We start from the raw sequence: 26,525 nt of genomic DNA, 5'->3' as shown, positions 1-26,525 counted from the left end.
CACGCGCCGCCCCGGGGTGCGGGGAAGGGGGAACGCTACCTCGGCAACCGGTAGTCCGGGCCGAGGGCGGCACCCCTCTGCGGCTTGTACAGGTCATATCCACGCGGGTCGCACTGGAGACCACCGTTGATGCAGTGGCGGACCAGCGCGGCCTGGGTGGGCGCGTCCCAGGCGTTCATGAAGTCGTAGTGCCAGGTGTAGCCGCGGCCGCTGGAGAGCCGGACGCGCGACATGTCACCGGACACCGGGAACGCCATCTTGAACTCGATCATCGGCACCGCCACCGGGTGCGACGACGGGCAGACGAGCGTCGCGCGGTCCGGGTACGCCATGTGCGACCTGTGGTCAGCCGAGTCGAGGTCGCGGCCGTTCCAGCAGCTCGGTGCCTGGTAGCGGATGTTGAGCTGGGTGCCGGGCGGGCAGTGCGCCGGGATGTCCCAGTTGTGGGAGCTGTCACCGCACTCCCAGCCCTCCACGGCGCCGGGCGCGGTGCGGAACTGCTCCTGGGTGGCACCGGGACTGCCGACCACGAACCGGATGCCCGGCGGGAACGGCACCACGTCCTGGTACCTCAGGATGCCGGACTTGTAGTAGATGACCTGCGGGAAGTTCGGCGGCACCACCTGGTCGCCGTTGTAGACCGACGGGAACCAGTACGCGGACCTGTCGTCGGGCGTCCTGCAGTTGGTCTGGGCGGCCCGCAGCGAGTCGGTGGTGGTGCGGGCGTTGGTGGACGGGTTGCCGAGGAACGTGTGGAGGTGCGACGCGCCCGCCAGCCCCGGGAAGACGATCGGGTCGTCCGGGAGGTGGTGCGTGACCGAGCAGTTCGCCTGGAACTCGTGGTGCGTGACCAGGTCGTCGGCCTGGGCTTGCTGAACGACGACAACTGCCGCCACGAGGGCGGCCGCTGCCGTCAGTGCGCTGAGCTTTCTGGACAACTGGGTCCTCCTGCCGATGGTGGGTACCGGCTTGGAGAGCGCTCTCCCACCCAGGTTCCCGCTCCGGTCCGCGAGGTGTCAAGACCGGTTCTTTGACAGCGCGGACGTCTGGTCGTACCGTGCGACAGGAAGGCTGTGAGAGCGCTCTCCCCGCACACGGCCTGAGGTTCCACCGGTTGAGCAGTTCTGCGGTTCCCGTCGCGCCGGGGAGCTGACAGGGTGACCGCGTGGTGCACATGGGGGAACGGCACGGAGTGGGCCCGGCGTTGGCCCAGGTGAGTCTGGCGGGGGTGGCCGGCGCGCTGGTCGTCTCGTGCGGGATCGGGCCCGTGGTCGTGTCGCTGTTCGGCGGCCCGGTGGTGGCCGTCGTCGTCGGCGGGGTCCTGGTCGTGGTGCTCGTCGCCGCGCTGACCGCCGCGGCGTCCGTGGCGCCGGGGGAGTCGTGGCTCACCGGGAACGTCGGCGGGCGGGTGTGCTGGGCGCTGCTCGTCGGCGGCGCCGGAACCGGTGCGTGGCTGCTCGCCTGGAGCGTGTCCGACGAGGCACGCCTGGGCCTCAGCGAGTCCCCGTGGCTGTGGTGGCCCGCCACGGCCCTGCTGTTCGCGCTGGTGGCGGGGGTGTTGCTGCGCCGCTGGTACCTGGCGCTCACCTCGTTCGCGGTGCTCGTCGCGGTGGCGCTGCTGATGCTGCGCGCACTCGCGGGCGCGTTGCCGTCCGATGTGGAGCAACGCCTGGCCGCGAGCCAGGTGCCGCGCACGTCGATGATGGTGACCGCGGTGCCCGGCTACCACCTGGTGCCGGCCCAGGGGGTGTGGCACCTCGTGCCCGACGACCTCGACCCGAACGCGCCGTCGCCCGACGTCTCCCTGCACGCGCTGCCGGACGGCCCGGACTGCCGGTTCGAGCCGCACGACTCCCGTTACCCGTTCACGGACCGCTGCGAGGTCGAGCGCCCCGGCCTGTTCTTCCTGGACGGCACGCCGGTCCGCATCGGCTACGCCCACCGCGTCGGCACCACGCGCCTGCTGCTGACCGCGCCGCCGTCGTTCGACCGGGCCGTACTGCGCGAGGCGGTGCTCACCGCACGGGTCACCGACGGCGTGGCGACCGCCGTGGTGCCCGGTTACTCGGCCGGGTCCGCTTCGCCGCAGGGCACCCACTTCACCCCCGATGACCGCTCACTGCTGCCCGGCGCCCGGTACGTCTCGGTCGGACCCCGGCTGGGCGCGGGCTTCGGCGAGTGCACCTTCGGCGCGCAGGTGTGCGAGACCGAGTCGCCGGCGTTGCGCTACGAGCGCTTCGCCGACGGCCAGATGTACGTGCGCACCGAGGGTGGCCGTGAGTTCGAGGTCAGGGGCGGTCCCGGCGTTGACCGCGAGGTCCTGCGCACGGCCGCGCTCGCCGCCCGTTCCGCCACCGACGAGGAGGCGCTGGCGATGCTGCCGCCACCACCCCCGTCCCCACCGGACCGCTCACTCATGGCGTCCGTGCGCACTTTGTCCCGCACCCTGTTCAACTAACCCCCTTGCAGATGCCGGAAGAGCAGGGGGTTTTTGGTCAGTCCTCGACCTCGCGGCGGGACAACCGGACCTCCTCGACGTCCAGCCGCGCCTGCACCGTGCGCAGCACGATGTCGTCGATCGCCCGTTCGTCGCGCAGCCGCACCACGGTGGCCCGCTTGTGCGCGATCAGCTCCAGCCGCAGCGCCGCGTACTCGGCCTCGGCCTGGGTGGCCTCCTCGTCACCGTTCGCGGTAGAGCGGATGACCTCCAGGTGGTGGTCGTACTCGGCGAGCACCCGCTTGTAGACGACGTCGCTGACGCCGACCTCGTCCGCGAGCCGGGGCAACGCCTCGTAGGCCTCCTCGGACGCCGTGGACTGCGCGAGCCGGAGCTCCTCGTCCAGCGCGGTGTCCTCGGGCAGGTGCGACGCCCGCACGATCACGGGCAGCAGCAGCGACTGCACGACCAGCGTCAGCACGACGACACCGGACGTGATGAGGACGATCTCCCCGCGGAACGGGAAGGGCGCGCCGGACGCGGTCGTCTCCGGCACCGCGAGCGCCGCCGCCAGCGACACGGCACCGCGGAAACCGGCTGCCGTGGTGACCATGCGCTGCCGTGCGCCGACGCGTCGCGCGCGTTGCTGAGGGCGCCGGTCGAGCGCACGGATGATGTACGGCGTGGTGTAGCTCCACACCACCCGCGAGCCCACGACCGTGAGCGCCACCAGACCGATGGTGCCGAACGCCGCCAACACCTCCGGGCCGTCCAACGCGCGCACGGCACCGTGGGCCTGCAGTCCGATCAGGACGAACAACGACCCGTTCAACAGGAACGTCGACAACCGCCAGAACGCCTCGGACTGCTGCCGCGCGTCGGCTCGCACCAGCCGCGGCCCGATCTGGCTCAGCGTCAGCCCCGCGACCACCACGGCGATCACGCCGGAGCCGTGCACGACCTCGGCCGCCAGGAACGCCGCGAACGGCGTCAGCACGCTGACCACGCTCTCCTGCACCGGGTTGTCGAGCCGCCGCCGGACCAGCACCACCAGCCACGCGCACAGCAGACCCGCCGCCGCGCCACCGGCGTAGGACAGCAGGAACCGCCACCCGACCAGCCCTGCGCTGTACTGCGCCTCGCCGACGGTGACGGCGACCGCGATGCCGTAGATGACGAGCGCGGTGCCGTCGTTGATCAGCGACTCGGCCTTGATGATCGTGGTGGTGCGCCGCGGCAGCCCACGTGCGATCGCCGCCACCGCCGTCGCGTCGGTCGGGGCCAGCGCCGCGCCGAGCACCCACGCGGGTCCCCAGGGCAGCCCCAGCGCGTGCCCCACCCACGCGATCGCCGCGGCCGTCGCGATCACCAGCACGGTGCTGGTGAGCACGATGACCCGCAGGTTCGACCTGACCTCGCGCAACGAGGTGGTGAGGCTCTCCCAGTACAGCAGGGCCGGGAGGAAGATCAGCAGCATCGCCTCCGGCGGCAGGGTCACCGACTCCAGGGCCGGCACGAACCCGAGCACCGCGCCGCACACGACCAGCAGGGCCGGTGCGGCGACGCGCAACCGCCCGGCCGCGACGCTGCTCACGAGCACGCACACGCCCAGCACCACCACGAGTTCCAGACCGAGCATGTGCCCAATCTAGGACGCTCACGCGGTCAGGGCGGCATCCAGCTCCGCGAGCAGCCGCGACTTGGGTCGCGCTCCCACGATCGACCGGATCGGCACCCCGTCGCGGAACAGCAGCATCGTCGGCAGCGACATCACCTGGTAGTCGCGGGCGGTCGCCGTGTTCTCGTCGGCGTTGATGCGCAGAACGGTCAGGTCATCGCGTTCCCGGTCGATCTCGTCGAGCACCGGCGACAGCATGTGGCACGGTCCGCACCACTGCGCCCAGAACTCGACCAGCACGGTCCCGGTCCGCACGCTCTCGCCGAACGTGGCGTCGGTCAGCTGCACTTGAACTCCCTGGGTTCGTCCACCCGGCACGGGTCGAAGGCCTCGATCTTGTCCACGAGGAACGCGCGCACCGCGCCCAGCCGCTCCAGGCACGCGTCCAGCTCGGCGAGCTTGCGCCGGTAGACCTCCCGCGAGTCCGGGCACGAGTCGCCGGAGGAGTGCCCGGCGCGCAGGCACGCCACGAACGGGCGGGTGTCCTCCAGCGACAGCCCGATCGACTGCAGCGACTGGATCTCCGCGACCAGCCGGAGGTCGTGCTCGTCGTACTCGCGGTAGCCGTTGGCGCTGCGGTGCGCCTCCAGGAGACCCTGCGACTCGTAGAACCGCAGCGCCCGCGTCGTGGTGCCGGCTCGCCTGGCCAGTTCGCCGATCCTCATGACCGCAGACGCTAAACCTTGACGCCCACGTCAAGGCAAGGCCGCGTCAGCCGCGCTGCACCGGGATGTGCACCGGTCCGGTCCTGGTCACGTCGGCCCAGACGACCTTGCCGTTGTGCCGGGCCCGCACGCCCCAGGCGGTGCTCAGCCCCGCGACCAGCCGCAGCCCGAGGTGGAACCGGACGGGGGCGGTCGGCACCAGGGCGGCCGTGCGCTCACCGTCCTCCACCTCGATGCGGACGTACGGGCTGGTGCGGTGGCGGATCAGGGTGGTGGCGCGCGGCGCGGAGGTGTGCCGGTAGGCGTTGCTCACCAGCGAGTTGACGACCTGCACGACGGCCTCGGAGCCGAAGGTCGTCTCGTCGGCGAGGGCGCGGCGCACCCACCAGCGCACCTGCGCGAGGCTGGGGGTGGGGTGGGTCAGCCGCATGGTGGCCCACTGACCACCGGGTGCGGTGACGTCCGGCGTGGCGTCGCTCAAGTTCGGTCCTCGTGCCGGTGACAGGTCTCCTGATCACGCCAGGGGCCGTTCGCGATCCCGGCAGGAGGCCAAGGTCCTCGTCGGCGCGGGACCTTCGGTCAGGAACGGTCGGCGCCGTGCCAGTCCAGGCACAGCACCATCGCGTCGTCGTCGACGGTCAGGCCGCTGCGGTGTCCGGCGAGCTGCTGGAGGACCTCCCTGGGGACCTGCGCGGCGGGCAGCAGACGGGTCAGGTTGATCGCGCGGGCCAGCGCGCGTTCGCCGTAGCGCTCGCCGGCGGGGGAGGCCACGTCGTAGACGCCGTCGCTGGCGAAGATCAGCCGGTCGCCGGGGCGGACGTGGAACTCCTGCGGGGAGAACTGGGTGTCCTCGAACATGCCCAGCGGCAGCTGGTCCTCGAACGTGACGCGCTCGGCGGTGGTGCCGCGCAGGCGCCACATGCTGGGCGAGCCCGCGTCGATCACCTCGACCCTGCCGGTCTTCAGCTCGAACTGCAGCAGCAGGACCGAGACGTGCACCCGGCCGCCGTGCTGGCCGTAGATCGCCTGGTCGGCCAGCGCCGCCTGGTCGGCGAGGGGGACGCCGGCGCGGCGGGCGTTGCGCAGGGCGTTGACCGCGAGGTTGGTCAGCAGGGCGGCGTCGATGCCCTCGCCCATGCCGTTGGTGACCGTCAGCGTGAGGTGCTCGGCGTTGGTCGACCAGTCGAAGTTGTCGCCGTAGATGGCGTAGGCGGGTTCCAGCTGGCCGCCGAGGTCGTACTCGGACCGGCGGCAGGACCGGCCCGGCAGCAGCTGCCACTGCATCTCCGCGGCGAGGGTCAGCCGCGTCGCCCGCCGCGCTTGCAGGTACAGGTCGGTGTCGCGTTCGGCGACCACGATCTCGTGGCCCAGCGTCTGCGCGATCCGGCCCAGCTCCGCCACGTCGTCCTGGCCGGGCACGTCCGCCAGGTCGACCGCGAGCACGCCGAGCCGGTCGCCGCGGACGGTGACCGGCAGGTAGGTGGTCACGGCGGTGCCCTCGCGGTGCTCGACGAACGGCTGCTGGGCGCCGAACGCCTGACCGGGCGTGCTGCCGTTCACCGGGATCGGGCTGCTCGTGTACGGCAGCTCCGCGACCGGTTGCAGCATGAGCAGCGCGTAGTCGGCCAGCAGCAGCTGCACCGCCTCGGCCTGGTACAGCTGTCTCAGCTGGGTGCGCGTGACGTCGAGCAGCTCGTGCGGTGCCGCGGCCCGGAGGGCCTGCTCGACGACGAGGTATCTGTTCACCGCTTGTGCGGTCACGGGGTGCCTGCCTTCTGCGCCGGGTGTCGATCCCGTGTCGCGGGCGCGGCCGGACATGACACGGGAACACTAAGGATGCGACAGTGGGGACGTGAACCGGATTCGGCCACACGCCTCCGTCGACGACGTGCTCCGGGTTCTCACCCAGGTGGTCGAACAGATCGAGGTGATGTGGGAACGGAGCAAGGACGTGTCGCCCGCTCCGCTGTCGGTGTCCCAGCTGCGCGTGATGTTCGTGCTCGAGAAGTCCGAGGGCGCCAACCTGCGCGCGCTCGGCGAGGCGCTGGACGCCGCACCGTCCTCGGTCAGCCGCCTGTGCGACCGGCTGGAGGCGGTCGGTTTCCTGGAACGCGGCCTGAGCGCCACCAGCCGCCGCGAGGTCGAGCTCTCGCTGAGCGACCGCGGCCGCGCGTACCTGCACGACCTGCGTGAACGGCGGCGTGAGCACCTGCGCGACGTCGTGGACACGCTGCCGCCGTCCGCCCGGTCCACGCTCGTCAGCGGGTTGCGGCAGCTGCGGGACGCGGCCACGTCCGTCCAAGGCGTCGACGACGGCGACGACCAGCCGGGAACGCAGACTGCCTGACCACCGTCGTCCCCCCATCGGTGCTCCCGTGCCACAACCGCGCCCACGTGTCGGCGTCTTCTGCTAACTTTTGTCGTGCGACAATAGTTTAGTGACGGGAACATCCGGCGGTTGGGGCTGCAGTGGCGACTGGCGAGGTTGCGCGACCGCACCGGAACCGGCCCCGTGCGGCCAGGTGAGGTGCACGTCGACCTCCCAGCCGGGGACCGGTCTGCGCCGACCGGCGAGACCGTCCACCCCATCCGTTCCGAGTCGGACCTGCTCGCCGCCCGGCACGCCGTGCGTGCCGCGGCCCTCGCGGCGGGGTTCGACCTCGTCAGTCAGACGAAGGTCGTGACGGCAGCGAGTGAGCTCGTGCGCAACGCCTACGTCCACGGCGGTGGTGGGGCGATGACCATCACCCGGCTCGTCGGGCTCGACGGCCGGCGCGGGCTCCGGTTGCAGGTCCGCGACCACGGGCCCGGCATCAGCGACGTCACGGCTGCGCTGGCCGACGGCTTCAGCACGTCCGCGGGACTCGGCCACGGGCTCGGTGGCATCCGCCTGCTCGTCGACGAGTTCACCCTCGACACCGCCGTGGGCGAGGGCACCACCGTGACCGTGGTGGGATGGGCGTCGTGACCGCAGAACAGCCCGTCACCTCCGCCACGACCGACGGCGTCCTCGCGTTGCGCGCGCGGCTCCGCTCGCTGTGCGACGAGCACGGCGTGTCCATCGAGCTGCGCGCCCGCCTGGTGCAGAGCGCGACGATCCTGGCGCGCGAGCACCACCTGGCCGCCGACCCCGCCGACCGCGCCGCCGTCGACGGGCAGCTCAGGGCCGAGCCGGGCGGCACGGCCACCCTGGTCGTGACCCTGCCGCTGGTCGAGCCGCTCGACCGCACCCGGCCGCTGAACCTGCCCCTGCTCCCCGAACCGGTCGACGCGCCCGCCGCCGTGTGGCACCTGCCCGCACAGGTGGAACCGCAGGTCGCCGTGCGGGCGGACCCGGCGGACGACCAGGCCGCGACCGACCTCGAACTGCGCGCCCTCCTGGCCCGCACCGACTCGCTGGAGCGCGAGCACCTGCAGCTCAAGCACGAGCTGGCGGAGACCAACAGCGGCGTCGTGGCGATGTACGTGGAGCTGGAGGAGCGGGACGAACAGCTCCGCAGGGCCCACGCGGTGATCTTCCGCGAGCTGGAGGACGCCCTGCGCCCACCGCCCCCGGTCGTGCCCGGCGTCGAGCTCGGGGTGCACTACCGGCCGGCCGACCGCGACGCCCCCACCGGCGGCGACCTCTACGACTGGTTCGTGCTCGCCGACGGCACCCTGCAGATCACCGTCGTCGACGCCGTCGGCCACGGCGTCACCTGCACCCGCAACGCCCTCAACGTCACCCACACCATCCGCACCCTGACCCTCGACGGCTACCCGCTCGAAGACCTGGTCCGGCGGGCCGCCGAGATCAACGAGGGTCTGATGGCCACCCTGCTGGTCGCCCGGCTCGACCCGCGCACGGGCGCGCTGCGCCTGGCCGGCGGCGGCCACCCGCCCGCGTTGCTGGTGCCCGGCACCGGCGACACGGCCTACCTGCCCGCGAAGGGCCGCGGTGTCGGGTTCCCCGTGCCCGGCAGCACCGGCATCAACACCACGGTGCTGGCGCCGGGGGACCTGCTGCTGCTCTACACCGACGGGCTGGTCGAGAGCCGCGGCGACGTGGACGAGGGCGAGCTCCGGCTCTCCTCCGCCGCCAAGGCGTACGCGGACCAGCCGCTCGACCTGGCGTTGTCCACGATCGTGGCGGACATGCACGACATCGTCCTGTACACCGACGACACCGTGCTCCTCGGTGTCCGGTTCCGAGGTGCGATGACCTGAGGGGACACCGGCGGTGCGTACGATCGCACCGCTCACAGGAGTGCGGTAACAGTGGAACAGCGTCCGAGGTCCAGCAGCGTGCCTGCGACGCATGAGGGTGGGAATGCGGGCGTGAGCGCTTTGGACGGTCGGGACCAGGTCGAGGTGTCGCGGGTGGCGGCAGGTGGCGGTGGCGCGGAGGAAGACCTGCGCGCGTTGTTCGGGCAGTCGACGGCGATCTTCGCGTCGTTCTCGGGACCGGAGCACGTGCTGGGGACGGCGAACCCCGCGTTCACGGCGTCCATCGGCCAGGGCAGGGCCCATCCGGGTCAGCCGCTGGCGGACGTGCTGCCCGAGCCGGCCGAGCAGGGGCTGCGCGCCCTGCTGGACGAGGTCCACCGCACCGGCGAGGCGCGCACCGGTCGTGACGTGCGGGTCGTGCTGGGTGACGGCCCGGACGCGCGGGAGGCGTTCTTCGACGTCACCTGCGAGGCGCGCCGCGACCGGTCCGGCGAGGTGGTCGGCGTGCGGGTCATCGGGGTGGAGACCACGCAGGTCAAGCACGCCCAGCGGTTGATGGCCGAGCACCGCGCCCTGCTGGAGCAGATCGCCCGGCAGGCGCCGCTGACCGAGGTGCTCGACGGGATGGCCCGCTCCATCGAGGAGCTGGTGCCGCAGGAGCTGTTCGTGTCCGTCCTGCTGGCCGATCCCGACGGCCTGCACCTGCGGCACGGTGCCGCGCCCAGCCTGCCCGGCTTCTACAACGAGGCCATCGACGGCATCGCCACCGGTGAGGGCGTCGGTTCCTGCGGCACCGCGGCCCACCGGCGGGAACCGGTCGTGGTCGCCGACATCGCCACCGACCCGTTCTGGGACGACTTCCGCCACCTGGCCGAGCGCGCCGGGCTGGGGGCCTGCTGGTCGACGCCGATCCTGGCCCGCGACGGCGGCCTGCTGGGCACCTTCGCCCTGTACCACCGCACGCCCAGGGTGCCGCAGGACACCGACCTCGCCCTCATCCAGGTCTTCACCGGCACCGCGGCCCTCGCCATCGAACGCCACCACGACGACCAGGCCAAACGCGCCGCAGAGGCCCGCGCGGAAGCGGCACTGGAGGAGCTGGGCAAGGCCGTCGAGGCGGAACGCGAGCTGCGTGCCGACGCCGAACGGCGGGCCGCTGCCGCCGCGGAGCTGAACGCCAAGATGCGCGCCGCCGCCGAGAACCAGGCCCGCACGCCGCGCCCGGAGCAGTGCCAGCTCGGCGGCACCGCCGGGTGCGGCGCGCCGGCCGAGATCAAGGTCGCCGACTCGTGGGGCGACGCGGCCTGGGGCTGCGCCGCGCACGTCGAGGAGGCGCTGATCAACGTGCGGTCGGTGTTCATCGCGAGCGAGGAGCTCGGCGGGCTGGCGGCCTACGTGCACCGCTGACCGACTAGGCTCTTCGGGTGAAGCGTTTCCTGCTGGCCGCGCTGTGCCTGCTCGTGGCCGCCTGCGGCACCCCAGCACCGGCCACTGCCCCCACCGCGGCGTCCGGCTCGACCAGCACCCGGCCCTCCGCCGACGAGTCGGCGGCGGTCCGCGCCGCCTTCGAGACCTACCAGAAGGCCGTGCTCGCCAAGGACGGCGCCGCGGCGGTGTCGGTGCTGGCCGGCCCGATCTTCGACGTCTACGAGAACTACCGGACGCTGGCGCTCACCGCCACCGAGCAGCAGCTCGCCACCTCGCTGCTCAGCGTGCGCCTCGCGGTCTACGTGATGCGGGGCGCGCTGGACCCCGCGGTCCTGCGCACCGCGTCGTCGAAGGACGTGGTGAAGGCGGCGGTCGACCGGGGGCTGGTCGGGGAGCAGGGCGTGTCCAACCTCGCCGTCGGCGAGGTCGAGGTCGACGGCGACAAGGCGTCGACCGAGGTGATCGCCCGCGGGCAGCAGGCGCCGTACCGGTTCGAGTTCGCGCGCGAGGACGGGGCTTGGAAGATCGACCTGCGCCCGTTGCTGGACCTGGCCGACACCGGGCTGGCCGAGGTGGCGAAGCAGCGGAACCTGACCCCGGAGCAGTTGCTCGACCAGACGCTGGTCGCGATGTACGGGCCCGCGAAGGCGACCGAGCTCCGCAAGCCCCTCGGACGCTGACCGGCCTCCTACAGCGACATGAACGTGTCGCGGTCGCAGCGGGCCAGAGCGCGCAGCAACTCGGTCGTGCGCACCGCGAGCCGCGCGGCGAACCTGGTCAGGGCGTTGCCTCGGCGACCGTAGGCCGAGGTCCAGAGCTGAGGAATCATGGTTCGATGCTCTGCCGGGACCGGTCGCGCGCCGGGGTTCGTGGACGACTCTGGACGGCGGTTGCGCGGGCCCGCCGGCAGGACTAACTTGGAACGGTTGGTTCAAGTTAGTCCTGAGGTGGCAACGATGCCCGACGTGAAGCACTTCGACCCGGACGCCGTTCTCGACGAGGTCATGGCGTTGTTCTGGAAGCGAGGTGCCGCGTCGACCGGCATCCAGGACATCGTGACCGCCACCGGCCTGAACCGGTCGAGCCTGTACTCGACGTTCGGTGGCAAGCGCGACCTCTACCTGGCGGCGCTGCGCCGGTACGTCCGCGAGCGGTCCCAGCCGGTCTTCGACCAGCTGGCCGGCGAGGAGTCAGGGCTCGCGGCGGTCGAGGTGTTCTTCGCCCGGCTCGTCCAGGTCCGATGCACGGGTCCGCACGCCCGGTGGGGGTGCATGGTGGCGAACGCGCACGCCAACGGCGAGAACGACGACCCGGAGATCAGTGCGGTGCTGCACGAGCACCACGACCAGCTCGGCAAGGCGCTGCGCGCGGCGCTCGAACGGGAGCCGGGGCTGCGGCTCGCTCCCGCGCAGGCGGCGGACATGCTCGCCATGCTCGCCTACGGGGTGAACCTGCGTTCTCGTGCCGGTGCCGACCGGAAAGCGCTGAACGCGACCGTGAAGGCCGCGCTCAGCGCTCTCGTGTGAACCCCTGCTGGACGGCGACCTCCTTGATGTCGTCCAGGAGCTCCCTGATCCCTCCAAGGTCCAGCCCTTGGCTCCCGAGTGCGGTGCACGGGAGGTGCTTGACAGCCCGACTATCTTGAAACGAGTGTTCCAAGTTCGCTGAGGGGGCGTTCGGTGTTCACTCCGAGCAGACCGCGCACGCTCGACGAGTACGTCGTGCAGCTGCGCGGGTTGAAGGTCGACGCGGGCAGTCCGTCGATCACCGAGATCACCCGGCGCATCCACGCGACGTGGCACAGGGCCGGTCGCCCGCGCAGCGAGTGGCCCGCCCGCTCGACCGTCGGCAACTGCTTCCAGACCGGGCGGCGGCGGCCGAACGTCGACCTGGTTCTTGCCGTCGTGGAGGTGCTCGTCGACGGCGACGTCGCGCTGCTGGGGCAGTGGCGGCAGGCGCTGCGCCGGGTGCTGGGGGAGACCGACGCGACCGGCTGTGCCCGCGTGCGCACCGAGCTGCCGGAGGACCTTCCCGCGTTCGTCGGCAGGCGGGACCTGCTCCAGCGGTTCGCCTCCGGCGGTGTCGTGGCGCTCGCCGGGATGCCGGGCATCGGGAAGACGGCGCTGGCCGTCCACCTGGGACACTCGTGGGCTCGCCGCGGGCTGGTCCGCGGCCCGGTGCTGTTCCTGGACCTGTGCGGGCTTGACCCCGTGCGCCCGCCCGTGGCCGTCGCCGCCGCACTGGAGTCGTTCCTGCGGGTGCTCGGCGTACCGGGCGATCTGATCCCACCCGGCCTCGACGACCGGATCCGGTTGTACCGCACCAAGGTCGCGGAGACCTCCGCGCTCGTCGTGCTCGACAACGCGGCCGACGCGGCCCGGGTGCGGCCGCTGCTGCCCCCACCCGGCTGCCACGCGCTCATCACGAGCCGCACCGCTCTACCCGGCCTCGGCTCCACCACGCTGCCCCCGCTCACCGCCGGGGAGGCGCTGGAACTGCTGCGCCTCAGCGCAGCGCCGCGCACCGCGGACGCCGGCCCGGTCGGCTCGATCGTCGAGCTCCTCGGCTGCCACCCGCTCGCCGTGTCGGTCATCGGCCGCCACCTGCGCGAGCACCCCGGCTGGACGCTGACCGACTACCTGGAACCGCTCACCGCGCTGGCCCTCGAAGGCGGCCTGCGGGCGACGCTGGCGCTCTCCGACCGCGCGCTGCCCCCGGACGCGCGCCGGTTGCTGCGCCTGCTGACGTTGCACCCCTGCACGACCTTCGACGTGCACGCGGTGGCGGTGCTGGCGGACCTGAGCGGGCGGCCGACGCGCGGCCTGCTCGACGCGTTGGTCGAGGCGCACCTGGTGGAGCAGAAGGGGTACGGGCTCTACGAGCTGCACCCGCTGGTGCGCGCCTACGGTGCGGAACGCCTGCTGATCGACGAACCGGTGAGCCGCAGCCGGCGTGCGCTGGAACGGCTGCTGGACCAGCGCAACCTGCGGCTGGTCAGCTGATCACCGCGCCGGCGCGCAGGGGATGACCGCCCACACGGCCTTGCCGACGGTGCGGTGCACCACGCCCCAGCGCTCGGCCAGCCGGTTCACGATCACCATGCCGCGGCCGCGCACCGAGTCGGGCGTGGACGGCCGCAGCAGAGGCGAGTCAGGCGAGGCGTCCTCAGCCACGACGTTGACGACGCACGGCTCGTCCGACCGCCGCAACCGCAGGCGGGCGGGCAGACGTGCGTGGTCGAAGACGTTGGCGGCAAGCTCGGTGATCACCATCAGCACGTCGAGGAGGTCGTCCTCACCCAGGTCGCCCAGGATCGACCTGGTCCACCTGCGGATCTTCGCCGTGTCCGGTACGGCGCTGACGAGCTCCAGCGTGTGCCATCCGTCAACAGAGCACTCGGCAGCCACGTCGCGGCCTCCTCCCTGTCGGCATCGCACGACTGGAGTACCTCGGCCGGGGGCGGCGAAACCCGGCACCGTCAGGACGGACCCAGCTCACACCGCAGCTCCGCCCACACCGTCTTGCAGCCGTCACCGGGGCTCGTGCCCCAGGAGGTGGCCAGCCGGTCGACCATCACGATCCCGCGGCCGCGGCAGCCGCCGAGCCGCGACCGGCCGAGAACGGGCAGCTCAGGCGCGGTGTCGTCGACCTCGCAGCGCACCACGCACGGGTCCGGCGCCACGTGCAGGCGCAACCGGCGCGGGCCCCGGCCGTGGTCGAAGGCGTTGCACACCAGCTCGCTGAGCACGAGCAGCACGTCCCCGACGTCGTCGCCGCCGAACCCGGTGAGCGCGAGCCGCGCCAGGGCCCGGATTCCGGCGACGTCGTCGTGGTAGTCCTCCAGGTCGAAGCTGCGGAAGAAGGCCTGGTGGCCGGGGTGGCTGAGCGACACGGTCGGCACCTCCTCGTCACGGCAGCTGGACACCGACGACGCACGTGTCGTCGTCGGTGTCGGACCGGCTCTGGGTCAGCAGGTGGTCCAGCAGGTCGTCCAGGTCGGCCCGCGGTTCCCGCACGGCGGCGCACAGCTGCTCCAGGCACTCGTCCAGCGGCAGGTCCCTGCGCTCGACCAGGCCGTCGGTGTAGAGCAGCAGCGTGTCACGGGGTTCGAGCACGACCTCGCCCTCCACGTAGGTCGCCTCGGACAGGGCACCGAGCATCGTGCCGGGCAGCATCGGCAGCAGCTCGCCCTCCCCGTCCCTGATCAGCACCGGCGGCAGGTGACCGGCGCGGGCCCAGCGCAGCACGCGGGTCAACGGGTCGTACACGCCGCAGATCGCGGTGGCGAAGATGTTGTCGGCGAGGTGGTGGGCCACGAGGTTCAGCCAGGTGAGCAGCTGGCCCGGTCCCGCGCCGGTGGCGGCCAGCCCGCGCAACGCGTTGCGCAGCACCACCATCCCGGTCGCGCCCTTGATGCCGTGACCGGTGATGTCGCCGACCGACACCAGGATCTGCTTGGACGGCAGCACGACGGCGTCGTACCAGTCGCCGCCGACCAGCTCTTCCTGCGCGGCGGGCCGGTAACGCACCGCGACCCGCAGTCCGAACGCCTCCAGCGTGGGGTGCGTCGGCGGCATGATCACCTGCTGGAGCTGCAGCGTCAGCCTGTTGCGCTCCGCGGCCTCCTGCGCGGTGATCGCCAGCTGGTCCTGCGTGGCCGACAGCGCCACCTCGGTCCAGTGCTGGGAGGACACGTCCTGGTAGGCGCCGCGGACGGCGAGCAGCGTGCCGTGCGGGTCGAGCACGGGCTCGGCGATCACGCGGACGTGTCGGGTGACACCGCCGGTGCGCTGCAGGCGGAACGCCGCGGACGCTTGCCGGTGGTCGTGCAGCACGGTCTGCACGAACCCGTTGAGCGCCGGCACGTCGTCCGGGTGGGCGTGCGCCGCGATCTGCGCCAGCGGCACGGGATCGGCGCCGGGGGCGTGTCCGTAGAGCGAGTGCAGCTGGCTGTTCCACACGATCGCGCCGGTGAGCCGGTCCTCCTCGAAGCCGCCGACCCGGCCGAGGCGCTGGGCGTGCTGCAGCAGGTTCGCCAGGCGGGTCGTCTCGTCCTGCACCCGCCACACGACCAGCACCAGCACCCCGTGCCGGGTGATGCTCACCCCGGCGGTCACCGTCAGCGGCACCTCGTCGATCAGCGCGGCGAGGTTCATGTGCTCTGCGCGGAACGGCTCACCGGTGGCGTGCACGTGCTCGACCTTGTCGAACAGGCCGCCCTCGGTCGCGGCCAGAGGGTAGGCCTCCAGCAACGACCGGCCCGCCACCGCGGCCCGCGGCCGTCCGGCGAGGTCCACGAACCGGCTGTTGACGTGGTGGATGCGGAAGTCGGTGATCGTGCCCTCCGGCGAGACCTCGGGGCCCAGCACGAACGCCGGGTCGAGCAGCCCGTCGGCGAGGTCCACCAGCTCCGCCGGCGCGGGCGCCGCGTGGTCGGCCACGCGCACGACCGCGGTGCTGTCCAGGGTGGCGGCGCACAGCTCCGCCAGCGCCTCCACCTGCTTGTGCACGCTCAACGGCTGCGGTGCGAGCCCGGTGGGCCAGCAGATCTCCAGCACGCCGGTGATGCGGCCGCCGGTGCCGGCCGGAACGGTGACGCGGCCGAGCAGGCCGGCACCGATCGACGGCAGCCCCGACGCGCCCAGGTCGCCGATCCACACCGCCTCCCGCTCCAGGAGCGCCCGTCGTGCGGGTGTCGGCACGCCGGGAGGGACGTAGCGCCAGCGGTGTGCCTCACCGGTGCCGAACCCGGCGTGCCCGGCGAGGGTGAGCGAGGCGTCCGCCCCGGCCAGCCAGATCGCCACGGCGCTCGCGCCCAGCGGGGCCAGCGCGTGGTCGAAGAGCGACTGGGCCACCGACTGCGTGTCGTCGGCGTGCAGAGCGCCGCTTTCCGCCGTCCGCAACCGGATCGCCGTCGTGGCGGTGTGGTCGCCGGCCGCGGCGGGGACCGCGGTGAGCTCGTCGCCGGAGACCTCGTTGATGATCTCCACGGCGAGCTGCAACTGGGTGGTGCCCGCACGGTCCGCGAGCAGGGCGAGCTGCTCGGCCGCCTGCGCGGGACCGCAGCGCAGGCGTTCGACGAGCACGCCCTTGGCGAGCTCCACCAGCGCCCGGCCGTCCGCTGCCGCCCGTGCCTGCTCGATCTCCCGGTGCAGGCGGGCGACGGTGCCCGCGAGCCGGCCGACACCGGCCTCGTCGGCGGTCACCGGGTGCGCATCCACCGGTGCACGCAGGCCATCAGGTCGTCGGCGTCGACCGGTTTGGTGACGTAGTCGTTGGCGCCCGCCGAGATGCTCTTGTCCCGGTCGCCCGGCATCGCCTTCGCCGTGACGGCGATGATCGGAACCTCCGCGTGGTCGGGCATGGAGCGGATCGCGGCGGTGGCGGCGTAGCCGTCCATCTCCGGCATCATCACGTCCATCAGGATCAGGTCGATCTCCGGGTGGCTGACCAGCGCCTCGATGCCCTCCCTGCCGTTCTCCGCGTGCAGCACCCGCACGTCGTGCAGCTCCAGGATGCTGCTGAGCGCGAACAGGTTGCGGGCGTCGTCGTCGACGATCAGCACCGTGCGACCGGCCAGCTGCCCGTTCACCCGGTGCGCGGCCGGCGGCCGCGGCTGCTCGGGACGCACGAGGGGCAGCACGTCCTCGGGGCCGTCCGCGTTGAGGTGCAACGCGATCCGCTCCCGCAGCTCGTCCAGGCTGGACAGCAGCTCGAGCGGGCGGGTGCTGCTGCGCGTCTGCAGCTGCTGCTCGTACTGCGCCGGCAGCCTGCGGTTGTTGTGCGCCAGCACGGGAATCGTGCGGGTGGCGGTGTCGCCGTCGAGCGCCTCCAGGAACCGCAGCGCGGCACCGTCGGGCATGTCCAGCTCCAGCACGACGCAGTGGCACGGCTCGGTCGCGAGCGCGGCCGCCGCCTCCTCGCGGCCGACGGCGGTGACCACCTCCACCGGCCCGCGCGGGTCGTTGCTCGCCGACAGGTCGGTCACCGCGCTCTGCGCGACCAGGGAGAGCAGGCCCTGCGGCCGTTCCTCCACGACCAGCAGCCGCCGCTGGTGCGTGGCGGCCGGTGCGGGTTCCTCCGCCGTGACAGCGGGTTCGGCCGCCGCCGCCGTCGCCGCCTCCTGCACGGGCTCGGCGAACTCGCTGCTGTGCACCGGCAGGTACAGGGTGAAGGTGCTGCCCCTGCCCAGGGTGCTCTCCGCGGTGATCGACCCGCCGAGCAGGTAGGCGATCTCGCGGCTGATCGACAGGCCCAGCCCGGTGCCGCCGTACTTGCGGCTGGTGGTGCCGTCGGCCTGCTGGAACGCACCGAAGATCGACTCCAGCTGGTGCTCGGCGATGCCGATGCCGGTGTCGCTGACCTGGAACCGGATGGCCTGGCCGTGCGCGCGGACCGCGTGCGGCAGCTCGTCCGGGTCGGCGAGCCCGATGCGCAGCTCGACACCGCCGGTCTCGGTGAACTTGACCGCGTTGGACAGCAGGTTGCGCAGCACCTGCTGCAGGCGGGTGTCGTCGGTGACGAGCTCCGGCGGCGTGCCCGGCGACGTGCTCAGCTGGAAGCTCAGCCCCTTCTGCGAGGTGAGCGGGCGGAACGTGACCTCGACGTAGTCCAGCAGCCGCCGCAGCGACACGCGTTCCGGCGTGATGTCCATCTTGCCGGCCTCGATCTTGGACAGGTCGAGGATGTCGTTGATCAACCCCAGCAGGTCGGAGCCCGCGGAGTGGATGATGCCCGCGTACTCGACCTGCTTCGGGGTGAGGTTGCGGCTGGGGTTCTGGGCCAGCAGCTGCGCGAGGATCAGCAGGCTGTTGAGCGGGGTGCGCAGCTCGTGGCTCATGTTGGCCAGGAACTCCGACTTGTACTTCGACGCGAGCGTCAGCTCCTGCGCGCGGACCTCCAGCTGCTGCCGCGCCTGCTCGATCTCCAGGTTCTTCGTCTCGATGTCGCTGTTCTGGATCGCGAGCAGCTCCGCCTTCTCCTCCAGCTCCTTGTTGGAGCGCTGCAGCTCCTCCTGGCGGGCCTGCAGCTCACCGGAGCGCGACTGCAGCTCCTCCGCGAGCCGCTGCGACTCGGTGAGCAGCTCGTCGGTGCGGGCGTTGGCGATGATGGTGTTGACGTTGACGCCGATGGCCTCCATCAGCTGGTCGAGGAAGTCGCGGTGGATGTCGGTGAAGCGGTGCACCGACGCGACCTCGATGACGCCGAGGACCTGGTCCTCCACGACGATCGGCAGCACCAGCAGGTTGACCGGTGCGGTGCGGCCGAGACCGGAGGTGATGGCGACGTAGTCGGCCGGCATCTCGTCCACGGCGATCGTGCGGCGGCTGCGCGCGGCCTGCCCGACGAGCGACTGCCCGAACCGGAACCGGGTGGTCCGCGAACCGTCGTCGGGGTGGCCGTAGGAGCTGATCAGCCGCAGCTCCTGGCGGTCCTCGGTGTCGTCGGCCAGGTAGAACGCGCCGAACTGGGCCGACACCAGCGGCGTCAGCTCGTCCATGATCAGCTCGGCGACGACGGCGAGGTCCCTGCGGCCCTGCATGAGCCCGGAGATGCGGGCCAGGTTGGACTTCAGCCAGTCCTGGTCCTCGTTGGCCTTCGTGGAGTCGCGCAACGACTCCACCATCGAGTTGATGTTGTCCTTGAGCTCGGCGACCTCACCGGAGGCCTCGACGGTGATCGACCGGGTCAGGTCGCCCTCGGCGACCGCGCTCGTCACCTCGGCGATCGCGCGCACCTGGCGGGTCAGGTTCCCGGCCAGCTCGTTGACGTTCTCGGTGAGCCGCTTCCACGTGCCGGACACGCCCTCGACCTCGGCCTGACCACCCAACCGGCCCTCGCTGCCCACCTCGCGCGCCACGCGGGTGACCTCGGCGGCGAAGGAACTGAGCTGGTCGACCATCGTGTTGATCGTGGTCTTGAGCTCCAGGATCTCGCCGCGGGCGTCGACGTCGATCTTCTTGGTCAGGTCGCCCTGCGCGACGGCGGTGGTGACCTGGGCGATGTTGCGGACCTGGTTGGTCAGGTTGTTCGCCATGAAGTTGACGTTGTCGGTCAGGTCCTTCCAGGTGCCCGCCACGTTCGGCACCCGTGCCTGACCGCCGAGCATGCCCTCGGTGCCGACCTCGCGGGCCACGCGGGTGACCTCGTCGGCGAACGCGGACAGCGTGTCGACCATCGTGTTGATCACGCCGGCCAGCGCGGCGACCTCGCCCTTGGCCTCGACGGTGATCTTCTGGGACAGGTCGCCGCGGGCCACCGCCGTGGCGACCTGGGCGATCGACCGCACCTGGTTGGTGAGGTTGGAGGCCATGACGTTCACGTTGTCCGTCAGGTGCTTCCACGTGCCGGAGACACCGCGCACGGTCGCCTGGCCGCCGAGGTTGCCCTCGGTGCCGACCTCGCGGGACACGCGGGTGACCTCGTCGGCGAAGCCGGACAGCTGGTCGACCATCGTGTTGATGGTCTCCTTCAGCTCCAGGATCTCGCCGCGCGCGTCCACGCGGATCTTCTGGCTCAGGTCACCGCGCGCCACCGCCGTCGTCACCTGCGCGATGGAGCGCACCTGCGCGGTGAGGTTGTCCGCCATGACGTTGACGGACTCGGTGAGGTCCTTCCACGTGCCGGACACGCCCTTCACGTCCGCCTGGCCGCCCAGGCGCCCGTCCGTGCCGACCTCGCGGGAGACGCGGGTGACCTCGTCGGCGAAGGAGGAGAGCTGGTCGACCATCGTGTTGATGGTGTCCTTGAGCTCCAAGATCTCGCCGCGGGCCGTCACGGTGATCTTCTGGCTGAGGTCGCCGCGGGCGACCGCCGTGGCGACCTGGGCGATGGAGCGCACCTGCGCGGTCAGGTTGCCCGCCATGAAGTTCACCGAGTCGGTGAGGTCGCGCCACGTGCCGGACACGCCCTTCACGTCGGCCTGACCGCCCAGGGCGCCCTCGGTGCCGACCTCGCGGGAGACGCGGGTGACCTCGTCGGCGAAGGAGGAGAGCTGGTCGACCATCGTGTTGATGGTGTTCTTCAGTTCGAGGATCTCGCCGCGCGCGGTGACCGTGATCTTCTGGCTGAGGTCGCCGCGCGCGACGGCGGTGGTCACCTGGGCGATGTTGCGGACCTGGTCGGTCAGGTTGCCCGCCATGAAGTTCACGGAGTTCGTGAGGTCCAGCCACACGCCGCCGACGCCGGGCACCTCGGCCTGACCGCCCAGCCGGCCCTCGCTGCCCACCTCGCGGGCCACGCGGGTGACCTCGTCGGCGAACGAGGAGAGCTGGTCGACCATCGTGTTGACGGTGTTCTTCAGCTCCAGGATCTCGCCGCGCGCGTCGACGTCGATCTTCTGGCTGAGGTCGCCGCGGGCGACCGCGGTGGCGACCTGGGCGATGTCGCGGACCTGGCTGGTCAGGTTGCCCGCCATGGCGTTCACCGAGTCGGTGAGGTCCTTCCACGTGCCGGACACGCCCGGCACCTCGGCCTGTCCGCCGAGGCGCCCGTCCGTGCCGACCTCGCGCGCGACGCGGGTGACCTCGGAGGTGAACAGCGACAGCTGGTCGACCATGCCGTTGAAGACGGTGGCGATTTCGCCGAGCAGCCCGTCGGAGTCGTCGGGCAGGCGGATCCCGAAGTCGCCGTCGCGCACGGCGGTGAGCCCGGCGAGCAGCTGCCGCAGCTCCGGCAGCTCCGCCGCTCTTCGCGCGGCGTCCTGACCGGCCAGGACATCGGCCGGCGCACTCGTGCCACTCATCCAGAATCCTCCACTGCACGGCGAAACCACGTGGAGGTGGGCACCTGTCTGCTCAAGCTCACCTCAGCGAACGCGAATGACATTACTGGAGCCCGGTGGTGTCCTTCTCCGCGACGATCCCGGCGGTCGCGCCGGTCCCGTGCGCGGCGGCGAATTCGATCGGCCGGGAATGTTCTTCGGATTTCCGTCCGGCACGCCGCTGCCGCGACGGCCCGCCTCGAACCGGCACGCGTCTGGGCGGGCGCCTGCTGCTGCTCGACATCGGCGGCGGCTCGGTGGAGACCGCCCTGGGCCGTGACGCCGGTGCCCGCGAGGGCCGATTCGTGAGGTGGCCGTCAATGGTGCTCACCGGATCGGGCGAATGTGCGGAGAATGGGGTTCGTTCACTCGATGAGTTGATGCTTTCCCCGTGCGGGGCTGTCGGAAATTGACGCTGATCGCCCGTTTCGATCATGATCAGATTCATGATCGAAACGGGCGATCACACGAATCGTCGCCTTTTCCTCCGTGCCGGCGTGGTGACCGCGGGCGGTGCGGGCCTGCTGGCCGCGACCACCCCCGCCGCCGAGGCCGCCACCGGCTCGCACGTCTTCCGGGTGGCGCACTTCGGCGCCAGGGGAGACGGCCGCACCGACGACACCGCCGCCGTGCAGCGCGCGATCGACGCGGCCTGCGCCTTCGCCGCACGCGCGAACGGCTACGCACGCGTCGAGTTCGACGCCAGGACCTACCTGCTCGCCACACCACCGGCCCGACCCCGCCCCGGCCCCACCCACGCGGCCGGCCAGCTGCTGTTCCCGGAGCGCACCTCCGGCCCGCAGATCACGGTCGAGCTCGCCGGCGCCGGCACCCAGCAGGGCCTGCAGTTCATCCCGGACGGCCGGCAGACGGCGGCGGGCACCATGCTGAAGTCGACGGTCACCGCCACCTGGGACGGCCTCGCGACCGGCATGCCCCCGGCCGTGATCGCCTCGCCGAAGGGCAACGTGTGGGGCGGCTTCAACCGCGTGGCCGTGGCGGTCACGAACATCGCCGTCCAGGTGCCGTCGAACCCGTCGCTGGCCGGCCTGAACCTGCTGTGGGCACCGCAGGTCCGCCTGCGCGGCGTCCGCGTGTGCACCCCGGACCCGCTGCCCGCGGTGGTCGAGCCGGAGATCCCGTGGTCCACCGGCGTCGTCCTGCCCGGCGGCGGCAACAACGCGGTCGTCTACCTGCGCGACGTGCACATCGCCGGCTTCCACACCGGCCTGCTGTTCGGCGAGCACACCGACGCCTCCAGCGTCCTGGTCTTCGCGTGCAAGGTGGCGCTGGCCCCGTTCGGCAGACGCCTGCACACCGCCCGCTTCGGCCTGGTCACCGTCGAGTGCTGCCCGACCGTGCTCTCCGAGGTCAGCTGGGAGACCGGCCGCGTCGCCGGCACCGAGGGCGACAGCCTCAAGATCGACCTGCTCGACGTCGAGGAGTACAACGGCTTCAGCCGCAGCCTGGCCTGGACCCGGCACGACTGCCACGTCTTCGACCCGAACAGCGTGCTGCGGGGGTGGATCTGGATGGCCCGCTCCGGTGCCGACTACCTGAACATCCCGCTGACCCTGCAGGGCGCCCGGCACCTGCAGATCTCCGAGATCCAGCAGACGTGACCGGGTCGCCGGAGGAGAGTTGCGCCACGTGTTCACCCTGGTAGGGCGCATGCGCGCGGTTTTTGTCGGTGCCGTGTGGACACTGCAGGGGTGAGCACCTCGACACCGCTGCTGAACCCGACCCGCATCTACGTGGAGCCCGCGGCCGCGCTGCTGCCGCGCGGCCGCGAGGTGCTCGACCGGTTCCCGGACGCGCAGCGGGTCGAGGTCGACAGCCACTGGCGCATCCCCGAGCTGCACGGCGACGAGGCCAACGCCCAGCGGTGGGTCCGGATCAAGCGCGAGGCGCTGGTGCTCGGGGTGAAGAAGTCGCTGAGCGCGCGCCCCAACGGCCGTTCCGCGCACTTCATCGCCCCGTCCACCGCCAACGGCTGCGCGATGGCCTGCGCCTACTGCTACGTGCCGCGGCGCAAGGGCTACTCCAACCCGATCACGGTGTTCGCGAACATCGACCAGATCACCGGCTACCTGGCCCGCCACGTCGCCCGGCAGGGCCCGCTGACCGAGCCCGGCCAGATCGACGACCACGCGTGGGTCTACGACATCGGCGAGAACTCCGACTGCTCGGCGGACGCACTGGTCAGCGACAACGTGCGGGACCTGGTGCGGCTGTTCCGCGGCCTGCCCACCGCCAAGGCGTCCTTCGCGACCAAGTACGTCAACCGCGACCTGCTGGACTGGGACCCGCGGGGCCGCACCCGCGTCCGCTTCTCGCTGATGCCCGAACGCACCGCGAAACTGCTCGACATCCGCACCACCCCCGTCGCCGACCGCCTCGCCGCCCTCGACGACTTCCGCGCCGCCGGCTACGAGGTGCACGTGAACCTCAGCCCGGTTGTTGTGCACGACGGCTGGCTGGAGGACTGGCGGCAGCTGTTCCAGTCGCTCGGCGACGCGGTCTCACCCGCCACCCGTGCGCAGCTGGCCGCCGAGGTCATCATGCTCACCCACAACCAGCCGCTGCACGAGGTCAACCTGCGCTGGCACCCGCGGGCGGAGGACCTGCTGTGGCGCCCGGACCTGCAGGAGGTCAAGCGCAGCGAGGGCGGAGGGGTCAACGTGCGGTACCGGCGGGGGCTCAAGCGGGAACTGCTCGACTCGTTCCTCGCACTGGTCGCGGAGCAGGCTCCGTACCTGCGGGTCCGGTACGCGTTCTGAGCTCCGGCCCGGGGTGGATCAGGAGACGTCCGACTCCTGCCAGTGCACGCAGGTGGGGCGTTGACCTGTTTCCGCGAGCTCCAACAGCGCCTCTCTGAGCTTTGCCAACGGGATGAGGGCATCCGCGGGGAATCGGGTGCGCGTGTCCACGTCGACGTACAGCGTGATGTCCCGATCATCGGGACGGGTGGCCGAATTCCCGTGTGGGTGTTCATCGGTCCGGCGGGTGACCCACGCACACATTTCGTCGTCCTTCATCTCGGACGAGACAGGACGGCCTGATCCGGGCCGTGACACCGGATCATCGTCGGCCGCGAAACTCGGTGGTCCATGGCGTGCATGGCCGCGACCCGGTGTGGCACATCGATGTCGAACTTCAGCTGGTGGTCCGGGAGCTTGAGCGCACCGACCTTCGGGCGATCCCGCAGGTACACGACAGTCGGGTGGGGCTGTTCGTTGGCCAGGACATCGGCAAGCACCTGGTCGAGCTTCGCCTCCGAGTCCACCCTCACAGGGGTCCGGCCGCGGTTCTCGGGAGAGAAGTAGTACGCGTCGAGAACATGTTTCACGGCAGGCTCCTTCCGGTGAAGGTCTCGGAGTCTGCCGGACCAGCGTTGCGCTGTCGCCAGGCCACCTTGATCTCGACGTGCTCAGCGGCTGCCACCCGGCCTCGCCCTCCTCGCGGAAACCCCAGCGGTTGGAGGAAGGTGCCGACCCGTCCGTGGCGGTGCTTGAGGCGACGATCCGGAGTGCTCAGCGGTGAACGGGTTCGCGAGCGCGCCGATCGGGGTGGATGACGTCCATCTTCAGCAGGTTCTCCTCGGGCAACGCCGCCAGCACGGGCTCGATGTCGGCCAGGAGTGCCTGTGCGGCGAGCAGTTGGTCGCCGATGCGCTTGCGGTGCTGACGCAGGACCTCGACGCGGTGCTCGGCTTCGGTGACGATCCGCCGCGCGTGCTCGGTGGCGTCGCGGACGGTCTTCTCGGCGCGGGCCTGAGCGGAGCGCTGCTGCTCCTCCAGCGCACGCATCTGTTCGGCGCGGCGCTGGGCCATGGCCTGCTCGAAGTCCGCCTCGACCTGCCGGCGGAGCTGCGCGGCCTGGTCGTCGAGCTGGCGGCGGCGCCGTTCCGCGTGCCGGGTCATCGTCTCGACCTGGGCGTGGGCGCGGGTCATCAGCTCGCGGTGCTCGGTCTCCACGTCCGCGCGGCGCCGGTCGAGGTCGGTCACGAGGTGCTCGGCGCGCTGGCGCAGGCGTTCGGCGGCGCGGTGGGCGTTCGCCCAGTCCTGCTCGGCGGCGCTGCGGGCGCGGGTGGTGATCTCCTCGGCTTCGGCGTGGGCCAGCTCGACCATGCGCCGGGTGCGTTCGGTGAGCGCCTCGGGGTCGATCGGTGTCCGGCAGATCCGGTCGACGCGGGCGCGCAGCTCGGCGATCTCCGTGCGGGCGGCTTCCAGTTGCCGGGCAAGGGACTCGGCCTGGGCCAGGGCGGCGTCACGGTCGGCGGTGAGCGCTGTCGTCTCGCTCTCCGCCGCGTGCACGTAGTGCTGGACCTGGTCCTGGTCGTAGCCGCGCCAGCGCACGTCGAAGTCGGTTCGCAGCGGCAACAGCTCCACTTCCCCCTGCTCCTCTCCAGTCACAGCAACACTCACCCGGAAGACGAAGCGGGGCAGGCGAATGTTCCCGGGAGGGAGGCGTTGGGGCGCAACGACTTGTGTGATCTGGATCAACCGGCGGTCGCACGGCTCCGGTGCACGGCCACTGGTCCAGCCGTGCACTGGAGCTGTCCCAGCGCGCAACGCCCCTGTCGCGGTGATCGCCCACCGGCCAAGCTCACCGGCATGAGCAGGTTGAGCCCCGAGCAGATCGCACAGCACGCCCGTGCCGCCGGGTTCGAAGGACAGGGCCTCACGATCGCGATCGCCGTCGCCCTCGCGGAGTCCGGTGGGGACCCGCGGGCGCACAACAGCCGGCCGCCGGACGACTCCTACGGGCTGTGGCAGATCAACATGCTGGGCGCGATGGGGCCCGAGCGGCGCCGGCAGCACGGGCTCGACTCGAACCGCGACCTGTTCGACCCGCGGACCAATGCCAAGGTGGCCAACGCGATCTCCGGTGACGGCAAGTCGTGGACGCCGTGGTCGACCTACACCAACGGTGCCTACCGGAAGTACCTCGACATCGCGCGCCGGGCGGCGAAGGACAGCCCGCGGCGGGCGCCGGCACGGCCGGAGCGCGGGGGCAGGGGCGGTGGCGGGGGCGGTGGCGGGTTCGCGGTGGACCCGGAGGCGCTGGACCGCTATGTGCGGCAGGGCAGGGGCATCGCCGACGACATCGCGGCGATCGGCACCCGGCACGTCCGGCAGGTCGGCAAGATCGCCGACGACAGCTTCGGGCGGATCGGCAAGGAGACCGGGTTCGCGTCGGCGCTGGAGGCGTTCGGCGCGGCGCTGCACCGGCAGGTCGACGGGGTCGGCCGCAACGCCGACCGGCTGGCGCGCTCCACCGGGCGCATGGCGGGGGCCTACCGGGCGCAGGACGACGCGATCGCCGACGACTTGAAGCGAGGATGAC

Annotated in this window: 26 protein-coding genes; 12 read left to right on the top strand and 14 right to left on the bottom strand. The window is 71.8% G+C overall.

From position 1 onward, the window contains the following. Positions 1 to 35 precede the first annotated feature (35 nt). Positions 36 to 938, bottom strand: a complete 903-nt coding sequence (locus tag ACZ7CD_RS26255) for a DUF1996 domain-containing protein (RefSeq protein WP_470379885.1) — start codon at positions 936 to 938, stop codon at positions 36 to 38. Positions 939 to 1,165: 227 nt separating this feature from the next. On the opposite strand from ACZ7CD_RS26255, the gene ACZ7CD_RS26250 reads away from it, so the two are divergent. Beyond that, positions 1,166 to 2,458, top strand: coding sequence for a hypothetical protein (locus tag ACZ7CD_RS26250; RefSeq protein WP_470379884.1), 1,293 nt, complete (start codon positions 1,166 to 1,168; stop codon positions 2,456 to 2,458). Between the two features lie 37 nt (positions 2,459 to 2,495). Here ACZ7CD_RS26250 and ACZ7CD_RS26245 read toward each other — a convergent pair whose 3' ends face one another. The 5 genes from ACZ7CD_RS26245 to ACZ7CD_RS26225 all read right to left on the bottom strand — a co-directional run bounded on the left by ACZ7CD_RS26245 (position 2,496) and on the right by ACZ7CD_RS26225 (position 6,541). Next, positions 2,496 to 4,076 carry a Na+/H+ antiporter gene (locus tag ACZ7CD_RS26245; protein ID WP_470379883.1) on the bottom strand — a complete coding sequence of 527 codons (1,581 nt, stop codon included), beginning with the start codon at positions 4,074 to 4,076 and terminating at the stop codon, positions 2,496 to 2,498. Positions 4,077 to 4,094: 18 nt separating this feature from the next. Continuing rightward, a complete protein-coding gene (trxA, locus tag ACZ7CD_RS26240) occupies positions 4,095 to 4,403 on the bottom strand; it encodes a thioredoxin (RefSeq protein ID WP_360400467.1) in 309 nt (102 codons plus the stop codon). Next, complete coding sequence (locus tag ACZ7CD_RS26235) at positions 4,394 to 4,780, bottom strand: MerR family transcriptional regulator (RefSeq protein ID WP_458432899.1); 387 nt, start codon at positions 4,778 to 4,780, stop codon at positions 4,394 to 4,396. Before ACZ7CD_RS26235 ends, trxA begins: the two co-directional genes overlap by 10 nt. 46 nt (positions 4,781 to 4,826) lie before the next feature. Next, positions 4,827 to 5,261 (bottom strand): ATP-binding protein, encoded by a 435-nt coding sequence (locus ACZ7CD_RS26230; protein ID WP_470379882.1) that lies wholly within the window; start codon positions 5,259 to 5,261, stop codon positions 4,827 to 4,829. Positions 5,262 to 5,359: 98 nt separating this feature from the next. Beyond that, positions 5,360 to 6,541 (bottom strand): PP2C family protein-serine/threonine phosphatase, encoded by a 1,182-nt coding sequence (locus tag ACZ7CD_RS26225; RefSeq protein ID WP_470379881.1) that lies wholly within the window; start codon positions 6,539 to 6,541, stop codon positions 5,360 to 5,362. A gap of 91 nt (positions 6,542 to 6,632) precedes the next feature. Between ACZ7CD_RS26225 and ACZ7CD_RS26220 the strand changes: the two genes are divergently transcribed. The 5 genes from ACZ7CD_RS26220 (at position 6,633) to ACZ7CD_RS26200 (ending at position 11,094) form a co-directional block, all read left to right on the top strand. Then, positions 6,633 to 7,127, top strand: coding sequence for a MarR family winged helix-turn-helix transcriptional regulator (locus tag ACZ7CD_RS26220; protein ID WP_458432896.1), 495 nt, complete (start codon positions 6,633 to 6,635; stop codon positions 7,125 to 7,127). Between the two features lie 111 nt (positions 7,128 to 7,238). Then, positions 7,239 to 7,748 carry an ATP-binding protein gene (locus ACZ7CD_RS26215; protein ID WP_458432894.1) on the top strand — a complete coding sequence of 170 codons (510 nt, stop codon included), beginning with the start codon at positions 7,239 to 7,241 and terminating at the stop codon, positions 7,746 to 7,748. Next, positions 7,745 to 8,986 (top strand): PP2C family protein-serine/threonine phosphatase, encoded by a 1,242-nt coding sequence (locus ACZ7CD_RS26210; RefSeq protein WP_470379880.1) that lies wholly within the window; start codon positions 7,745 to 7,747, stop codon positions 8,984 to 8,986. The genes ACZ7CD_RS26215 and ACZ7CD_RS26210 overlap by 4 nt, the downstream gene beginning before the upstream one ends. Before the next feature lie 111 nt (positions 8,987 to 9,097). Next, positions 9,098 to 10,393: a GAF domain-containing protein gene (locus ACZ7CD_RS26205; protein ID WP_470379879.1), complete on the top strand. Its 1,296-nt coding sequence runs from the start codon at positions 9,098 to 9,100 to the stop codon at positions 10,391 to 10,393. A 17-nt stretch (positions 10,394 to 10,410) separates the two neighbouring features. After that, positions 10,411 to 11,094, top strand: coding sequence for a hypothetical protein (locus ACZ7CD_RS26200; RefSeq protein WP_360400443.1), 684 nt, complete (start codon positions 10,411 to 10,413; stop codon positions 11,092 to 11,094). 8 nt (positions 11,095 to 11,102) lie between these two features. On the opposite strand, the gene ACZ7CD_RS26195 is transcribed toward ACZ7CD_RS26200, so the two are convergent. Beyond that, positions 11,103 to 11,243, bottom strand: a complete 141-nt coding sequence (locus ACZ7CD_RS26195) for a hypothetical protein (protein ID WP_470379878.1) — start codon at positions 11,241 to 11,243, stop codon at positions 11,103 to 11,105. Between the two features lie 127 nt (positions 11,244 to 11,370). On the opposite strand from ACZ7CD_RS26195, the gene ACZ7CD_RS26190 reads away from it, so the two are divergent. Together ACZ7CD_RS26190 and ACZ7CD_RS26185 are read left to right on the top strand one after the other, a co-directional pair. Next, positions 11,371 to 11,940 (top strand): TetR/AcrR family transcriptional regulator, encoded by a 570-nt coding sequence (locus ACZ7CD_RS26190; RefSeq protein ID WP_470379877.1) that lies wholly within the window; start codon positions 11,371 to 11,373, stop codon positions 11,938 to 11,940. Positions 11,941 to 12,093: 153 nt separating this feature from the next. Then, positions 12,094 to 13,416 carry a hypothetical protein gene (locus ACZ7CD_RS26185; RefSeq protein WP_470379876.1) on the top strand — a complete coding sequence of 441 codons (1,323 nt, stop codon included), beginning with the start codon at positions 12,094 to 12,096 and terminating at the stop codon, positions 13,414 to 13,416. Here ACZ7CD_RS26185 and ACZ7CD_RS26180 read toward each other — a convergent pair whose 3' ends face one another. From ACZ7CD_RS26180 to ACZ7CD_RS26165, 4 genes are all read right to left on the bottom strand, one after another. After that, positions 13,417 to 13,821 carry an ATP-binding protein gene (locus ACZ7CD_RS26180; protein WP_360400431.1) on the bottom strand — a complete coding sequence of 135 codons (405 nt, stop codon included), beginning with the start codon at positions 13,819 to 13,821 and terminating at the stop codon, positions 13,417 to 13,419. A gap of 71 nt (positions 13,822 to 13,892) precedes the next feature. Continuing rightward, positions 13,893 to 14,306, bottom strand: a complete 414-nt coding sequence (locus ACZ7CD_RS26175) for an ATP-binding protein (protein ID WP_470372429.1) — start codon at positions 14,304 to 14,306, stop codon at positions 13,893 to 13,895. 16 nt (positions 14,307 to 14,322) lie between these two features. Continuing rightward, positions 14,323 to 16,620, bottom strand: a complete 2,298-nt coding sequence (locus tag ACZ7CD_RS26170; RefSeq protein ID WP_360400425.1) for a SpoIIE family protein phosphatase — start codon at positions 16,618 to 16,620, stop codon at positions 14,323 to 14,325. Beyond that, entirely contained in the window at positions 16,617 to 21,158 is a 4,542-nt protein-coding gene (locus ACZ7CD_RS26165; protein WP_470379875.1) for a HAMP domain-containing protein, read from the bottom strand. Before ACZ7CD_RS26165 ends, ACZ7CD_RS26170 begins: the two co-directional genes overlap by 4 nt. Positions 21,159 to 21,256: 98 nt before the next feature. On the opposite strand from ACZ7CD_RS26165, the gene ACZ7CD_RS26160 reads away from it, so the two are divergent. The 3 genes from ACZ7CD_RS26160 to ACZ7CD_RS26150 all read left to right on the top strand — a co-directional run bounded on the left by ACZ7CD_RS26160 (position 21,257) and on the right by ACZ7CD_RS26150 (position 23,956). Beyond that, positions 21,257 to 21,589, top strand: coding sequence for a hypothetical protein (locus ACZ7CD_RS26160; RefSeq protein ID WP_470379874.1), 333 nt, complete (start codon positions 21,257 to 21,259; stop codon positions 21,587 to 21,589). Positions 21,590 to 21,673: 84 nt separating this feature from the next. Further along, a complete protein-coding gene (locus ACZ7CD_RS26155; protein ID WP_360400416.1) occupies positions 21,674 to 22,798 on the top strand; it encodes a hypothetical protein in 1,125 nt (374 codons plus the stop codon). 90 nt (positions 22,799 to 22,888) lie between these two features. Next, complete coding sequence (locus ACZ7CD_RS26150; protein ID WP_470372434.1) at positions 22,889 to 23,956, top strand: spore photoproduct lyase family protein; 1,068 nt, start codon at positions 22,889 to 22,891, stop codon at positions 23,954 to 23,956. 18 nt (positions 23,957 to 23,974) lie between these two features. Here ACZ7CD_RS26150 and ACZ7CD_RS26145 read toward each other — a convergent pair whose 3' ends face one another. The 3 genes from ACZ7CD_RS26145 to ACZ7CD_RS26135 form a co-directional block, all read right to left on the bottom strand. Further along, positions 23,975 to 24,214: an Imm1 family immunity protein gene (locus ACZ7CD_RS26145; protein WP_470379873.1), complete on the bottom strand. Its 240-nt coding sequence runs from the start codon at positions 24,212 to 24,214 to the stop codon at positions 23,975 to 23,977. Then, a complete protein-coding gene (locus tag ACZ7CD_RS26140; RefSeq protein WP_458432873.1) occupies positions 24,211 to 24,525 on the bottom strand; it encodes a hypothetical protein in 315 nt (104 codons plus the stop codon). Before ACZ7CD_RS26140 ends, ACZ7CD_RS26145 begins: the two co-directional genes overlap by 4 nt. 184 nt (positions 24,526 to 24,709) lie before the next feature. Then, positions 24,710 to 25,558: a coiled-coil domain-containing protein gene (locus tag ACZ7CD_RS26135; RefSeq protein ID WP_458432872.1), complete on the bottom strand. Its 849-nt coding sequence runs from the start codon at positions 25,556 to 25,558 to the stop codon at positions 24,710 to 24,712. Positions 25,559 to 25,792: 234 nt separating this feature from the next. Between ACZ7CD_RS26135 and ACZ7CD_RS26130 the strand changes: the two genes are divergently transcribed. Then, the gene (locus tag ACZ7CD_RS26130; RefSeq protein ID WP_458432871.1) at positions 25,793 to 26,524 is read left to right on the top strand and encodes a transglycosylase SLT domain-containing protein; all 732 of its coding nucleotides are present in this window, start codon (positions 25,793 to 25,795) and stop codon (positions 26,522 to 26,524) included. The last annotated feature ends 1 nt before the right edge of the window (position 26,525 follow it).

Source organism: Lentzea sp. NPDC036949 (assembly GCF_055608075.1).
Note: the sequence above shows the minus strand (reverse complement) of the source record. Positions and strands in the feature narration are given on the sequence as shown.